12 protein-coding genes are annotated in these 15,156 nt (G+C 62.7%); 6 read left to right on the forward strand and 6 right to left on the reverse strand.

From position 1 onward, the window contains the following. Nucleotides 1-588: 588 nt before the first annotated feature. Nucleotides 589-1,848: a dicarboxylate/amino acid:cation symporter gene (locus tag R3355_RS18015; protein WP_318962450.1), complete on the reverse strand. Its 1,260-nt coding sequence runs from the start codon at nt 1,846-1,848 to the stop codon at nt 589-591. Between the two features lie 104 nt (nt 1,849-1,952). After that, the gene (locus R3355_RS18020) at nt 1,953-3,377 is read right to left on the reverse strand and encodes an aspartate ammonia-lyase (RefSeq protein WP_318950092.1); all 1,425 of its coding nucleotides are present in this window, start codon (nt 3,375-3,377) and stop codon (nt 1,953-1,955) included. Between the two features lie 275 nt (nt 3,378-3,652). On the opposite strand from R3355_RS18020, the gene R3355_RS18025 reads away from it, so the two are divergent. Further along, entirely contained in the window at nt 3,653-4,558 is a 906-nt protein-coding gene (locus tag R3355_RS18025) for a LysR substrate-binding domain-containing protein (protein ID WP_318962451.1), read from the forward strand. Nucleotides 4,559-4,654: 96 nt separating this feature from the next. Here R3355_RS18025 and R3355_RS18030 read toward each other — a convergent pair whose 3' ends face one another. The 4 genes from R3355_RS18030 to adhP form a co-directional block, all read right to left on the reverse strand. Beyond that, nucleotides 4,655-5,770 carry a polyamine ABC transporter substrate-binding protein gene (locus tag R3355_RS18030; RefSeq protein ID WP_318962452.1) on the reverse strand — a complete coding sequence of 372 codons (1,116 nt, stop codon included), beginning with the start codon at nt 5,768-5,770 and terminating at the stop codon, nt 4,655-4,657. Between the two features lie 125 nt (nt 5,771-5,895). Further along, nucleotides 5,896-6,930: a histone deacetylase family protein gene (locus R3355_RS18035; protein WP_318962453.1), complete on the reverse strand. Its 1,035-nt coding sequence runs from the start codon at nt 6,928-6,930 to the stop codon at nt 5,896-5,898. 218 nt (nt 6,931-7,148) lie between these two features. Next, nucleotides 7,149-8,141, reverse strand: a complete 993-nt coding sequence (locus R3355_RS18040) for an AraC family transcriptional regulator (RefSeq protein WP_318962454.1) — start codon at nt 8,139-8,141, stop codon at nt 7,149-7,151. Nucleotides 8,142-8,210: 69 nt separating this feature from the next. Continuing rightward, nucleotides 8,211-9,233 carry an alcohol dehydrogenase AdhP gene (gene adhP, locus R3355_RS18045; protein WP_318962456.1) on the reverse strand — a complete coding sequence of 341 codons (1,023 nt, stop codon included), beginning with the start codon at nt 9,231-9,233 and terminating at the stop codon, nt 8,211-8,213. 276 nt (nt 9,234-9,509) lie between these two features. Between adhP and purE the strand changes: the two genes are divergently transcribed. The 5 genes from purE (at nt 9,510) to R3355_RS18070 (ending at nt 14,944) form a co-directional block, all read left to right on the forward strand. Next, a complete protein-coding gene (purE, locus tag R3355_RS18050) occupies nt 9,510-10,001 on the forward strand; it encodes a 5-(carboxyamino)imidazole ribonucleotide mutase (protein ID WP_318950104.1) in 492 nt (163 codons plus the stop codon). Between the two features lie 103 nt (nt 10,002-10,104). Beyond that, the gene (locus R3355_RS18055; protein WP_318962458.1) at nt 10,105-11,190 is read left to right on the forward strand and encodes a 5-(carboxyamino)imidazole ribonucleotide synthase; all 1,086 of its coding nucleotides are present in this window, start codon (nt 10,105-10,107) and stop codon (nt 11,188-11,190) included. 233 nt (nt 11,191-11,423) lie between these two features. Beyond that, nucleotides 11,424-11,669 carry a GlsB/YeaQ/YmgE family stress response membrane protein gene (locus tag R3355_RS18060; protein ID WP_318950106.1) on the forward strand — a complete coding sequence of 82 codons (246 nt, stop codon included), beginning with the start codon at nt 11,424-11,426 and terminating at the stop codon, nt 11,667-11,669. Nucleotides 11,670-11,703: 34 nt separating this feature from the next. Beyond that, on the forward strand, nt 11,704-12,237 hold the full coding sequence (locus R3355_RS18065; RefSeq protein WP_318962460.1) for a DUF3299 domain-containing protein: 534 nt from the start codon (nt 11,704-11,706) through the stop codon (nt 12,235-12,237). Between the two features lie 610 nt (nt 12,238-12,847). Continuing rightward, nucleotides 12,848-14,944, forward strand: coding sequence for an autotransporter domain-containing protein (locus R3355_RS18070; RefSeq protein WP_318962461.1), 2,097 nt, complete (start codon nt 12,848-12,850; stop codon nt 14,942-14,944). Nucleotides 14,945-15,156 lie beyond the last annotated feature (212 nt).

Raw genomic sequence — 15,156 nt, forward strand, 5'->3', positions numbered from 1 at the left:
CCTCGCTGAAGATACGGAACATGCTGCCGAAGTAGCGGAACTGGACGAAGCGCGAGGCGATGGTGAAGTACAGACCGAGGCCGATCAGCATCACGATCAGCAGCTTGCTCCAGATCAGGTCATTGAGAATATCGAGCATGGAGTCTCTCTCTTTCTTATATTTATCGGAGGAATAATGGTGATGACGCCGCAGCGCCGCCCGGGTAGGGCGACGCTGGCGGACGGCACGGGTGGTCCATGTGCCGGGAGCCTGTGCAGTCGGTAGGTTGCGCGGGTTGTGCGCCGACACAGGAAATCTGCGGCGGCTCATGGCACGCCAAAAGCCGCCGCAGGAGGAGCGCGGCCGAGCCGACTGAACGGGCTTCAGGCACTACGGCAGCGGGGATGGCCTGCTGCCGGGTGGAGAGAGACGACCGGGGTCGAATGCGTTCATGGGTTCACCCTGTGTGGTTACTTTTATTGGTATGCCCTGGATGCCTATGGGCATCTCGTTGGCTGCCGATTCCTGACGGCGTTGCCGCTGCACCGGGTTGGCGCAGAAGCCCCGCAAGTCCTTGTGCGGGTGTTGCTCGTGATCACAATGCCGCGTTACTCGGGGTTGGCGCTGTTGTAGATGTCCCGATCCAGTTCCTTCTCGCTGGTGCCAACCAGGGTGGTGGTCATCAGGTCGCCGGCGACGTTGACCGTGGTGCGCGCCATGTCGAGGATGCGGTCGATGCCGGCGATCAGCGCCACTCCTTCCAGCGGCAGGCCGACCGAGGTCAGCACCAGACCGAGCATGATCAGCCCGGCGCCGGGGATGCCGGCGGTGCCGATCGACGCCAGGGTGGCGGTGAGGATGATCATCAGGTACTGGCCGGCATTCAGGTCGACGCCGAAGGCCTGGGCGATGAACAGCGCCAGCACACCCTGGTAGATGGCGGTGCCGTCCATGTTGATGGTCGCGCCGACCGGCAGCACGAAGCCGGCCACGCCCTCGGACACGCCGAGGTTCTTGCGCGCGCATTCGATCGACACCGGCAGGGTGCCGGCGCTGCTCGAGGTGCTGAAGGCCACCGCCAGTGCCGGGGCGATGCCCTGGAAGAAGCGCAGCGGGCTGAGCCGTGCGAGCAGGCCGAGCAGGCCGCCGTAGACCAGCAGCACATGGGCCAGGCTGGCCAGGTAGATCACCCCGATCACTCCGGCCAGCGGCAGCAGCACCTCGGCGCCGTGGCTGCCGACCACTCCGGCGATCAGGGCGAACACGCCGTAGGGGGCGCAGCGCATGATCAGGTCGGTGAGCTTGTAGAAGGTCTCGGCCAGGCTGTCGAACAGCTTGATCGCCGGCGCGGCCTTGTCGCCGATCAGGTTCAGACTCACGCCCAGGGCGATGGCGAACACGATGATCTGCAGGATGTTGCCCTCGGCGAAGGCGGTCACCGGGTTGCTCGGCACCAGGCCGACCAGGATCTGCACCAGCGAAGGCGCCTGCTTGGCCTCGGTGGCACCACTGGCGACCATGTGCATGCCCTCGCCAGGGGTAAAGAGCGTGCCAAAGAGCAGGCCGATGCTCACCGCGAAGGCGGTGGTGACCAGGTAGATGGCGATGGTCTTGACGCTGATGCGGCCGAGCTTGGCGCTGTCCTGCATGGAGGTGATGCCGGCCACCAAAGAGACGAACACCAGCGGCACGATGAGCATCTTGATCGCATTGAGGAACAGCGCGCCGAGTGGCGCCAGGATCAGGGCATCTTGCTTGAACGCGACACCGGTGGCGACGCCGAGGGTCAGGCCAATGAGGATTTTCTGCCATAGGGGCAGGCGCCCCCAGAGGCGCCATGGGGCGGTGAGGGTCGTGCTCTGGTTCATGCGTTCTACCGTCTGTTGTTGTTATTGGGCTGACCGTCTGCGCGGTCTGGCGGGGCGGCGCTCGGCGAACCGGGCGCCGTTTCAGGCGTGGGGTCGCGCCGGGGTCAGGCCTTGAGCGGCACCAGGCGCGGGGCGATCATGTTTTCCGGGCTGAGAATGTCGGCCAGGGTGGCGTCGTCCAGCAGGTTCTCTGCGCGCACCAGCTCGAGTACGCCGCGGCCGCTGTCCAGGGCCAGCTTGGCGATGCGGGTGGCGTTCTCGTAGCCGATGTAGGGGTTCAGGGCGGTGATCAGGCCGATGGAGTTTTCCATCAGCGCCCGGCAATGCGCCTCGTTGGCAGTGATGCCGACGATGCAATGCTCGCGCAGCATGTCCATGGCGCGCTGCAGCAGGCGAATCGAGTCGAAGATCTTGTAGGCGATCAGCGGTTCCATGACGTTGAGCTGCAGCTGCCCGCCCTCGGCGGCAATGGTCAGGGCCAGATCGTTGCCGATGATTTCAAAGGCCACCTGATTGACCGCTTCCGGGATCACCGGGTTGACCTTGCCGGGCATGATCGAGCTGCCCGGCTGGCGCGCCGGCAGGTTGATCTCGTTGATCCCGGTGCGCGGACCGCTGGACAGCAGGCGCAGGTCGTTGCAGATCTTCGACAGCTTGACCGCGGTGCGCTTGAGCATGCCGGAGAACAGCACGAAGGCGCCCATGTCCGAGGTGGCTTCGATCAGGTCGGCGGCCGGCACCAGCGGCTGGCCGCTGATGGCAGCGAGGCGGTCGACGGCCAGTTGCTGGTAGCGCGGGTCGGCGTTGATCCCGGTGCCGATCGCGGTGCCGCCCAGGTTGACTTCGGTGAGCAGCTCCGGGGCCAGGCTTTTCAGGCGCGCCAGGTCTTCGCCGAGGGTGTTGGAGAAGGCGCGGAATTCCTGGCCGAGGGTCATGGGCACGGCGTCCTGCAGCTGGGTGCGGCCCATCTTCAATACATGGGCGAATTCCTCGCCCTTGGCCGCGAACGCGCCGATCAGGCTGTCGAGGCTGGCCAGCAGGGTGTCGTGACCGAGCAGCAAGCCGAGGCGGATGGCGGTCGGGTAGGCGTCATTGGTCGACTGCGCCATGTTCACGTCGTTGTTCGGGTGCAGGTACTGGTACTCGCCCTTGGCGTGACCCATGGCCTCCAGGGCGATATTGGCGATCACCTCGTTGGCGTTCATATTGGTCGAGGTGCCGGCGCCGCCCTGGATCATGTCGACCACGAATTCTTCATGGAAGTCGCCGCGGATGATGCGGGCACAGGCTTCGCTGATCGCCGCGTGCTTGGCCGCACTGAGGTGGCCTAGTTCGCGGTTGGCGTCGGCGGCCGCCTGCTTGACCATGGCCAGCGCGGTGACGAACTTGGGGTAGTGCGCCAGCGGCACGCCGGACAGGCGAAAGTTATGCACGGCACGCAGGGTCTGGATGCCGTAGTAGGCTTCAGCAGGGACTTCGAGGGTGCCAAGCAAATCTTTTTCGACGCGGAAGGATGCAGCAGCGGACATGGTGGGGATATCTCTAGGGGAATGCGGCTAACGCCGCGATGTCCCGTAGACTAAGGGTTGTGGCCGGAAACTGGCCAATGCTGTTAAGCGCTACGGTATGCATAATCGGCATAATGTCGGCGTGACGCCGAATTGTCGGCGAGCGTAGACATAGGGTGGATGACGCTTTATCCATCCACCATGGCTGGGGTGGACGGTGGATGAAAAGAGCGTCATCCACCCTACGCAGTTGAGGTGCTCTGGATGAAAAGCAGCGAAATCGCAAGGAACGACCCATGAACCTGGAAACCAAATGGCTGGAAGACTTCGTCGCCCTGGCCGCCACCCGCAGCTTCTCTCAGGCCGCGCAGAAGCGCTTCGTCACCCAGCCGGCCTTCAGTCGACGGATCCGCAGCCTGGAGAACATGCTCGGCCTGACCCTGGTCAACCGCGCCTGCACGCCGGTCGAGCTGACCGAGCCCGGCCAGCTGTTTCTGGTCACCGCGCGCAGCCTGGTCGAGCAACTGGGCGAGGTGGTGCGTCACCTGCACAACCTGGAAGGCAAGCAGGGCGAGGTGTTGCAGATAGCCGCCGCGCACTCGCTGACCCTGGGCTTCTTCCCCGAATGGATTGCCCGCTTGCGCCGTGAAGGTCTGCCGTTGAACACCAGGCTGGTGGCAACCAATGTCGGCGAGGCGGTGCACTCGCTGCGCGAAGGCGGCTGCGACCTGATCCTCGCCTATTACGACCCGGATGCCGCGCTGCAGATGGACCCGGAGATCTTCCCTTCGCTGCACCTGGGCGTGACCTCGATGCTGCCGGTGTGTGGGGTTGGCGATGACGGTCAGCCGCTGTTCGATCTCGACAGCGGTCAGAGCGTGCCGCTGCTGGCCTATACCGCCGGCGCCTTTCTCGGCCGCTCGGTCAATCTGCTGCTGCGCCAGCGCGCGCTGCGTTCGACCACGGTGTACGAGACGGCGATGGCCGACAGCCTGAAAAGCATGGCCCTGCAGGGCATGGGCGTGGCTTGGGTGCCGCGCCTGTCGGTCACCGCCGAACTGGCCCGTGGCGAGCTGGTGGTGTGCGGCGACGAACAGTGGCAAGTGCCGCTGGAGATCCGCCTGCACCGCTGCGCTCTGGTCCGAAAGGCCTCGGTGCGCCTGTTGTGGCGCAAGCTGGAAAGCGGCGAGGTCGGGCGTTGAGTGTAGGCGCGGGGGCGACGCCTAGTCCCATGCCCACGAGGCCGCTATACATCGCGCGCATGACCTGCCCCTGCGGAATAGCCATTCGACGTTTCCTCAGGTGCCGGACTTGATCCTGGTCCAGGCCCGGGTGCGGATGCGCTCGATCCGCTGCGGCAGCGGTTGCAGCACGTAGAGGGTCTGTTGCGCCGCGGCGGTCGGGGTCAGGTCGGGATTGTCGCGGATCTCCGCGGCCACCAGCGGCATCGCGTCCTTGTTCGGGTTCGGGTAACCGAGGAAATCGCTGATCGGTGCGACCACCTGCGGGTCGAGCAGGTGGTCGAGGAAGGCGTGGGCCTCGTCGACGTTCTTGGCGCTGGCCGGGATGGCGAAGGAGTCGTACCACAGCGGTGCGCCTTCCTTCGGCAGGCGCCAGTCGACCACCACGCCGTTGCCGGCTTCCTTGGCCCGGTTGGCGAACTGGTAGAAGCTGCCGGAATAGCCGATGGCCACGCAGATCTCGCCGTTGGCGATATCGGTCATGTACTTGGCCGAGTGGAAGTAGCGCACGTGCGGGCGGATCTTCAGCATCAGTTCGGTGGCCTTCTCATAGTCCGCCGGACGGGTGCTATTGGGGTCCAGGCCCAGGTAGTGCAAGGCGATCGGCAGGATCTCGTTGGGCGAGTCGAGCATGGTCACGCCGCACTGGGCCAGCTTGCTTACATATTCCTCCTTGAAGATCAGGTCCCAGCTGTTCACCGGGGCATCCGCGCCGAGGGCGGCCTTGACCTTCTCCGGGTTGAAGCCGATCAGGGTGGTGCCGTACAGGTAGGGCACGGCGTACTGGTTGCCGGGGTCGTTGACGGTCATCAGCTGCAGCAGGGTCGGGTCCAGGTGCTTCCAGTTGGGCAGCTTGGTCTTGTCCAGCTTCTGGAACACCCCGGCCTTGATCTGGGTGTCGAGGAAGGTGTTGCTCGGCACCACCAGGTCATAGCCGGAGTTGCCGGTGAGCAGTTTGGCTTCCAGGGATTCGTTGGTGTCGAACACATCCCAGGTCAGCTGGATGCCGGACTTCTGCTGAAACTCCTTGGGCACCGACGGCAGCATGTAGTCGGCCCAGTTGTACACCCGCAGCTGACGCTGCTCGGTCTGGGCCACCGCGGCAGGCAGGCTCGCGGCGCAGAAGGCGGCAGCGAGCAGGGTCGAGCCGAATAGCTGGGTGAGTCTGTTCATCGAGGTCACTCCAATCTTGTTGTAATTCAGTCGCTGCGCCCGGGAGCGCGGTATTCGCGTAGGGTGGATGACGCTTTATCCATCCACCAGGGTGGTCCCGGTGGATGAAAAGAGCGTCATCCACCCTACGTTTTGCTCGCTTCGAAACCTTCCAGCACGTTCACCGCGTTGACGCCGATGGCCTCCACTGCATAGCCACCTTCCATGACGAACAGGGTCGGCAGGCCGAGGGCGGCGATGCGCTGGCCCATGCGCAGGTAGTCCGGGCTGTCGAGTTTGAACTGGGAGATCGGGTCGTCCTTGAAGGTGTCCACGCCCAGCGACACCACCAGCACCTCGGCGCCGTAGTCGGCGATGCGCTGGCAGGCGTCGTCCAGCGCCGCGCTCCAGGCGGCCCAGTCACTGCCCATGGGCAGCGGGTAGTTATGGTTGCAGCCCTCGCCGGCACCCACGCCGCATTCGTCGGCATAGCCGAGGAAGAACGGGAATTCCTCCGCCGGGTCGCCATGAATCGAGGCGAACAGCACGTCGCTGCGCATGTAGAAGATGTCCTGGGTGCCGTTGCCGTGGTGGTAGTCGACGTCGAGGATGGCCACCTTGGTGTGGCCCTGATCGAGGAAGGCCTGGGCAGCGATGGCGGCGTTGTTCAGGTAGCAGTAGCCGCCCATCACTTCGCTGGCGGCATGGTGGCCCGGCGGGCGGCACAGGGCGAAGGCGCTGTGGGCGCCGGCGGCGATCGCGGCCTGGGCGCTGAGGGCGACCTGGGCGGCGCTGTAGGCGGCCTGCCAGGTGCCGGCGGTGATGGGCGCGCCGCCGTCGAAACTGTAATAGCCGAGCTGGCCGTGCAGGTCCCGGGGGATCACCGCGCGCAGGGTGCGCGCCGGCCAGGTGAAGGGCAGCAGGTCGCCGCTGCCGTTCTGCGCCTGCCAGCGCGCCCAGGCGCCCTGGAAGAAGTCCAGGTAGGCGGCGCTGTGGATGCGCTCGATCGGCCCACGACCGAAGTCGGTGGGGCCGCGCACCTCGCCGAGGCGGCGGTCCTTCACCCGCTGGAGGATATGGTCGGCGCGCTGCGGTTTCTCGAAACAGGGCAGCAACCGGCCATCGATCAGCTCGCAGTTACCGTGGTGCAGGTGATGGTCGTCGCTGTAGTAGGTCAGCATGCAGTTGGCTCCCAGGCTTGTTGTTCTGGCAGCCATTGTTTGCAGCAAAGCCGTTGCGAATGAACGCTGGCAACGGCCAATAGGGGATCGAAGTGGCCAAGTTTCACGGCCACCGTGCTCATGTCATAGGGGCGCCGTGTGTTCAGGGCGTGGCGCGCAAACGGCTGGTGCGCGTGGCGCACCCTACGGGCAGGTCAATATTGACGGGGCATGGATGATCAGGCGCGAAAACGACTTGGCGCCACCCCGCTCCAGCGCTGGAAGGCATGGCGGAAACTGGCGCTTTCGCTGAAGCCCAGTTCCTCGGCGATGCGGCAGATCGGCCAGTCCTGCTGGCCGAGCAGGGTCTTGGCCCGTTCGAAGCGCAGTTCGTCGAGCAGTTCCTGGTAGTGCGTGCCCAGCTCCTGCAGGTGCCGGCGCAGGGAGCGCGGCGAGCAGTGCATCTGTTGCGCCAGTGCCTCCAGCCCTGGCGGCTCGGCCAGGTGGCAGGCCAGCATCTCGCGTACGCGCTGCAGCCAGGCCTGGCGGGTGGTGAACTCGCTGTTCTGCTTGCGGCAGCGGGCGAGCATCTCCTGGTGGGTGACCGGGTCGGCCAGCGGCAGGCGCCGCTGCAGCCACTCGGCGGGGAAGGCGAAGGCATTGCGCGCGGCGTCGAATTGCAGCGGACAGGCGAAGCTGGTGGCGTAACGCTCGGCGTAGGCCGGTCGGGCATGGCTGAACTGCGCCGCGGCCAGCGGCAATGACTGGCCGAGCAGTTCGTCGCCGATCAGCCTGAGCGAGGCCAGGCACATTTCCACATTGAACTGCTCGAGCGTCTGAACATGCCGGTACTCGCTGGCGCTTACCCAGGCCAGTTCGCCTTCGACGCTCAGATCCAGCTTGAAGTAGGTACCGAGCAGCGCCGGATACTGCAGCAGCAAGCGCCAGGCGTCACCAAAGGTGGCACTCGACAGCGCGGCGTAACCGAGCAGGCCGTAGGACGACACATGCAGGCGTTGGCCCAGCGCCAGGCCGAGATCGGTGCGCAGGGCCAGGGCGTTGGCGCATACCTGCAGTTCCTGGGTGCGGGTGATGCGGTTGTCGGCGCTGGCCAGGTCGCCGGCCTGGATGCCACTGCCGGCGAGCAAGGCCTCGATCGAATCGGGCTGTTCGGCGAACAGTTCGAGCGTCAGCGAGACCACATGCAGGGTAGTCAGATTGGCGTGCAGCATCGGCGATATCCGCGATTTTAAGATCGCTGAAATAAGGCAAGAAGCATGCCGCAGCTATCGCACAGCTTCTCAGAACTGCATCACCACTCGCCCCTCGATCTTGCCCGCGCGCATCTGTTCGAACACCTGGTTGATGTTGTCCAGCTTGTCGCTGTGGATGGTTGCCTTGACCAGGCCTTCGGCGGCGAAGTCCAGCGCCTCCTGCAAATCCGCACGGGTGCCGACGATGGAGCCGGTGATGCTGATGGCCTTGAGCACCACGTCGAAGATCGGTGTCGGGAAATCCCCAGGCGGCAGGCCGATCAATGCCACCGTGCCGCCACGGCGGGCCATGCCGATGGCCTGGCCGAAGGCGCTGTTGGACACTGCGGTGACCAGCACGCCATGGGCGCCGCCGATATCGCGCTGAATCACCTCGACCGGGTTTTCCTTCAGGGCGTTGACCGTCAGGCTGGCGCCGAGCTTGCGGGCCAGTTCCAGTTTGGCGTCGTCGACGTCGATGGCCGCGACATGCAGGCCCATGGCCTTGGCGTACTGCACCGCGACATGGCCGAGCCCGCCGATGCCGGAAATCGCCACCCATTGGCCCGGTCGTGCGCCCGTCACCTTCAAGCCTTTGTAGACGGTGACGCCAGCGCAGAGAATTGGTGCGATTTCCGCGAACTCGACGTTTTTCGGCAGTATTCCGACGAAGTTCGGGTCGGCCAACACGTATTCGGCGTAGCTGCCATTGACCGAGTACCCGGTGTTCTGCTGGCTTTCGCAGAGGGTTTCCCAGCCGGTCAGGCAGTGCTCGCAGCAACCGCAAGCGGTATACAGCCAAGGCACGCCGACCCGGTCGCCTTCTTTGACGCGCTTGACGCCGGCACCCACCGCCGCTACATAGCCGACGCCCTCGTGGCCGGGGATAAAGGGCAGGCTGGGTTTCACCGGCCAGTCGCCTTCGGCGGCGTGCAGGTCGGTATGGCAGACGCCACAGGCTTCGATCTTCACCAGAATCTGCCCAGGACCGGGTAGCGGCACCTTGACCTCCTCGATGCGCAGCGGCTGGCAAAAGGCATGGACGACGGCGGCTTTCATGGTTTGGTTCATGGTGCGATCCTCGTTCGATATGCAAAGAGACAAGAACTGTGCGCCGATGAGGATGGCAGGTGTTGTTTGAGGGCAATGTTTGGGCTTGCGTAGGGTAACTCTGGACAAACGGTAGTAGTGGCTGCTCGCCAAGCCTGGCTTTACGGTATACTGCGCGGCCTTTTTCGCACACAAGCCACGCCGGTCATCCCGCGTGGCTTGTTGGTTTTTGACGCGCCGCCACAGCGACGCACACTTTTGCTGCGCCGCGAGGCGCCCAATAGAAGAGGCACGACGATGAGCGCACTGGTTGGCGTGATCATGGGCTCCAAGTCCGATTGGTCCACCCTTAGCCACACCGCCGAGATGCTGGACAAGCTGGGCATCCCCTATGAGGTCAAGGTGGTTTCCGCCCACCGCACCCCGGACCTGCTGTTCCAGTACGCCGAACAGGCCGACAGCCGTGGCATCCAGGTGATCATCGCCGGTGCCGGTGGCGCGGCGCACCTGCCGGGCATGTGTGCGGCCAAGACCCACCTGCCGGTACTCGGCGTGCCGGTGCAGTCGGCGATGCTCTCGGGCGTCGATTCGCTGCTGTCGATCGTGCAGATGCCGGCCGGTATTCCGGTCGCCACCCTGGCCATCGGCAAGGCCGGTGCGATCAACGCGGCCTTGCTGGCGGCGAGTATTCTCGGTCACCAGCACCCGCAGTTCCACGCGGCGCTCAAGCAGTTCCGCCAGGAGCAGACCGATACCGTGCTGGATAATCCGGACCCGCGTCAGGCTTGATTGCCGGCCAGGCATTTCTGGCCAGGTCAAGGCATCGCGGGCCCGCCCGCTGTCATGGGTTGTGTACCGCGCAGGCGCGTGCGGCATTAAAAGAGGTAGACGCATGAAAATCGGTGTAATCGGTGGCGGCCAACTGGGTCGCATGCTGGCCCTGGCGGGCACCCCGCTGGGGATGAACTTTGCCTTCCTCGACCCGGCGCCGGACGCGTGCGCCCAGGCCCTCGGCGAGCATATCCGCGCCGACTACGGCGACCAGGATCACCTACGTCAGCTGGCCGATGAGGTCGATCTGGTGACCTTCGAGTTCGAGAGTGTACCGGCCGAGACCGTGGCCTTTCTCTCGCAGTTCGTGCCGGTCTACCCCTGCGCCGAGTCCCTGCGCATCGCCCGCGACCGCTGGTTCGAGAAGTCGATGTTCAAGGACCTCGACATTCCCACCCCGGCGTTTGCCGATATTCACTCGCAGGCCGACCTGAATGCCGCCGCCGCCGCCATCGGTCTGCCGGCGGTACTCAAGACCCGTACCCTGGGCTACGACGGCAAGGGCCAGAAGGTCCTGCGCCAGGCGCAAGACGTGAGCGACGCCTTCGCCGAGCTGGGTAGCGTGCCCTGCATCCTAGAAGGCTTTGTGCCTTTTACCGGTGAAGTGTCGCTGGTCGCCGTGCGTGGCCGCGATGGCGAGACGCGCTTCTACCCGCTGGTGCACAATCGCCACGACGGCGGCGTGCTGGCCCTGTCCATCGCCAGCAGCGATCACCCGTTGCAGGCTCTGGCCGAAGACTATGTCGGTCGCGTGCTGGAGAAACTCAACTACGTCGGCGTCATGGCCTTCGAGTTCTTCGAGGTCGATGGCGGCCTGAAAGCCAACGAAATCGCCCCGCGCGTGCACAACTCCGGACACTGGACCATCGAAGGTTGCGAGTGCAGCCAGTTCGAGAACCACCTGCGCGCCGTCGCCGGCCTGCCATTGGGCTCGACCGCCAAGATCGGCGAAAGCGCCATGCTCAACTTCATCGGCGAAGTGCCGCCGGTGGCTGCCGTCATCGCCATCGACGACTGCCACCTGCACCACTACGGCAAGGCCTTCAAGGTCGGGCGCAAGGTCGGCCACGCCACCCTGCGCTGTGCCGACCGCGCCACCCTGGACCGGCAGGTCGCTGCCGTCGAGGCGCTGATCGGCAAGGCCTGAGGTTGCGGAAAAACGCTCACCTGCTGCGGCCTTCTCCAGGGACTCGAGCGGCGAACACCTGAACGCGTCCTCGTGACGGCGTTCGATGTTTTCACAACCGCTGAGGCCATATCTGGCGCCGTCTGCACCCGGCGCCAGAGGCTCTTGATGGAACCTCCGCGACCCCCGTCCATCTGATAGCGTAATGCCACGGTTTTTCAGCCCGGCTCACTCACCTATTCGGAGAACACCCCATGGGCATTATCGGCACCATCTTCATCGGCCTGATCGTCGGCCTGATTGCACGCTTCCTCAAGCCGGGCGACGACAGCATGGGCTGGATCATGACCATCCTGATCGGCATCGGCGGCGCCATCGCCGCGACCTACGGCGGCCAGGCGCTGGGCATCTACCAGGCGGGCCAAGGCGCCGGTTTCATCGGCGCGGTGATCGGTGCGGTGGTCCTGCTGGTACTCTATGGCGCAGTCAAGAAGGGTTGAACCCTTCGCTTCCTAGCCATCTGTGAGTCCGCCCATGCGTCACCTGCTGCTGTCCCTCCTGCTGCTGAGTAGCCTGGCCCGCGCCGAGCTGCCGGAAACCGACTGGCTCGACCTGATGCCGGCAGAAGACCGCCAGGCCCTCGAAGCCATGCCGGAAATCAGCCACGACAGCCCCGAGCAGGATGGCGCCTTCTACAACCCCGGTGGCCTCCGGCAGCAGGACAAGAACCTGCCGGCGGTGATGTACTCGGCCAAGACCGTAGCCGCCCTCGACGGCAAAGCCATCCGCCTGGGCGGCTACCCCGTCCCCCTGGAAACCGACGCCCAAGGCCGCAGCACCCTGTTCTTCCTGGTCCCCTATCCCGGTGCCTGCATCCACGTCCCGCCACCCCCGCCGAACCAGCTGGTGCTGGTGCGCTACCCGGCGGGCATCGAACTCGAAGACATCTACGCTCCGCTCTGGGTCAGCGGAACCTTGCAGGTGGAGCCGGTCAGCAACGAGCTGGCGGATGCGGCCTATGCGCTGGAGGCGGGGATGGTGCGGGTGGTGGAGGAAGAGGATCTTTGATTGGGTAGCCCTCGGGCTCTCAGGATAGGGGTGAAAAGATCGTCTCTGATTGTCCAGCGATTGATAGGCAGCGCCTGTCCGTTTTTCGTCATTTGCCAGAGCGCCCATTCGGTCCATCATTTTGGCTAGGAGCTGCGGAAATAAATGGGCGGCCTCATTTCTCATAAGCAAAAGGCAAGACCTGAGCCCCGGTTAAAGTCTTGAGAGTGCTGGCAGTGGGCATCGATACAGGCATGACAATCGAGCGGGCTGGTTGTGGGTTGTACAGTCTTCAAGCCGGGGTTTGGCGGGCAGTGTCAAATGCTGTGGAATGAGCGGTCAAAAGGATTTCTCTTATGTGCTGATTTGATCGCTAATCATATGATGTTCATAGGGGGTTTATTAAGTTGATGACATAGGTATAGGGCCTGCGTTGCGTTTCAAGGCAATTGCGGGATGCTTTTCATTGTGCGCAAAAAAAGTTCAAATTATTAGACGGGCGGTAAGTTTAGAGTTGATTGTGATTCGTGTTGGCTGTTTGTTTTGGTAGTTATTTATGATTGTTTGCTAATTATATTCATTAGGCCTAAGTTGTAGTGTCAATTATGACATTTAAATTTAAAGGGCCTCTATGAAAGCTAGCTTGATTTCTGTAGCTGTGGCGGCTGCCATTGTGGCTTGGGCCCCGATTAGTTTGGCTCGTGAGGCCGTTGCGCTTCCCGGTGTAGTCGGGGCGGAAGGTGAGCTGAATGGTGTCGACACCACGGGTGGCGCCACATTGACCATTACCGATGGTCAGAATGTCAATACTAATAACGATCTCGGCGGTGCTTTCACCACGGCTGCTCCTAGTACCGGTGAGCTTCTGTTTCTTGGTGACTCGACGGTAACCGGGTCTACCGGCCAGACAGGGGTTCTGTTTCTCAATATCAGTGCCGGTGCTACCGGTAATACGGTTGATTTTAATGGCGACGTATTCGCCACTACGACCCAGATTAGCGGGGAAGGCACGGTAAATTTCAATGGGGACGTCGAATCGGCACCTGTATTCGCCGGTGATGGTTTTCTTAATCTCGGGGCCGGCCAGTTGCTGACGGGAGCCATTACGACCAACACTGCCAATACCGGTACGTTGACCCTGAATAACGGCAGTCATGTAGATGGGGCTATTGGCGGTGCAAGCGGGTTGAAGCAAATCAATGTAGCGGGCGGTAATGCGTCCATTACCGGTGCCGTACAAGCGCAAGGATTCAATCTCGGCGCTAATACCTTGGCCATCACTGGGGCGTTGACCACTAACGCCAACGGCACTATTGCAACCTCCCTAGCCGGTAATACCGTATACGGTAATATTCAGCCGTCCGGTGCCTCGAATATAGATGCTGCCGGTATTACGGTGATTCCAACTGTAACGGGCGTGCTTACTGCCGGAACGACCTTCAGGATTGTCGGTGGCCAGGCGGGCACCAACGGGGCTACCGTAACCGTCCTCAATACCAACCCGCTTTACACCTTCTCCAGTGTCCCGACCACAACTGGCGATGTACTCATCACGGTTGAATCGGTCTCCTTGGGCGTACCTGTTGCCGATGTGGTTGCGGGGGCGCTACTAGGTTCAAATGCTCCAGCGGGTTCCGATTTGCAAGTTGTTCAGGGCGCTGTGCTGGCTCTTCCCAGTGCCGCGGCAGTCACCGATGCCCTGGCTCAATTGGCTCCCAGCAGTACCAACCTGGCAGCACCCTGGGTAGCAGGGCAGGCGACGCGCCTCATGGAGGACCTGTTGCAAGCGCGCGTGGACGAGATCCAGAACACGTGTTGCGACACCAGCTGCGGAGCCGATGAACCCCAGCAAGACGTGCGCAAGTGCAAAGGTGACGAGCAACAGAGTAATTGGTGGGCTAAGACCTTTGGTAATTCAGGTAGCCAAGGCGATGTCGACAATAGTTACGGCTACGACACTAAAACCTACGGTTTGGTATTGGGTTACGACCGACCGGTGAGCGAAAACACCCGAGTTGGTCTAAGTGCTGGTTATGCGAATAGCACAATCGACGGAAACAACTCCTCTGGTGAGACCACAATCGACTCTTACCAGCTGACGAGCTATCTCAATTACACCCCAGGTCCCTGGTATGTACAGGGCGCGTTGACTGCCGGGGTGGATCGTTATGACGGGGAACGTCAGATCAGCTTTCCAGGTGTTAATCGCGTTGCTAAATCTGAATACGATGGGCAGCAGTACACGGCTCTGGTCTCGGCCGGAAAGCATTTCTACTTTGACCAGGAAGTTACTGTTACACCCTTCGCTTCATTACAGACGTCACTTCTCAAGGTTGACGGTTATAACGAACGTGGTGCCGGTGGCTTGAATCATCGTGTGGATGACCAGGATTACAACCTGACTCAATCCGGTGTGGGCGTGAAGGTCGAGCGTGTCATTCGATCCGGCGCCAGCACCTATTCCCCTGAGGTTCATGTCAAATGGCTGCATGATTTCAGCGATACCACCACTGAGCAGACCGCAGTCCTCACCGGCGGCGGATCGGCATTCAACGTGGAAGGCATAGAGCAGGATCGGGATCTGTATAATGTTGGCGCAGGCATTACCTTCCTGTCCTGCAATTGCGATAACAGCTCCTGGACGGTCAAGGGGCAGTACGACTATAAGTGGAATGACAGCGACTACTCGTCCAATCAATTGTCACTTATAGCCAGCCTCAAATACTAATAGTCTATTGCTGGAGACTGTTCACGATTGTTCTGCGCGATGTTGCCGCGTAGCTCATCACGAACAGTTGAATACAAAAGAGGGCGGCGCTGGGCGGTGGAAATCGAAGTTAGCCAGCGCCCCGACCTCCCCTCAACTTTCCAGAACAAACAGCCCAGCCTGCGACCCCGGGCTGAGCTAGTAGCGATCCAGTTACCAGCCGTCCTCTGCGT

Source organism: Pseudomonas sp., from assembly GCF_033723075.1.
Lineage (GTDB): Bacteria > Pseudomonadota > Gammaproteobacteria > Pseudomonadales > Pseudomonadaceae > Aquipseudomonas.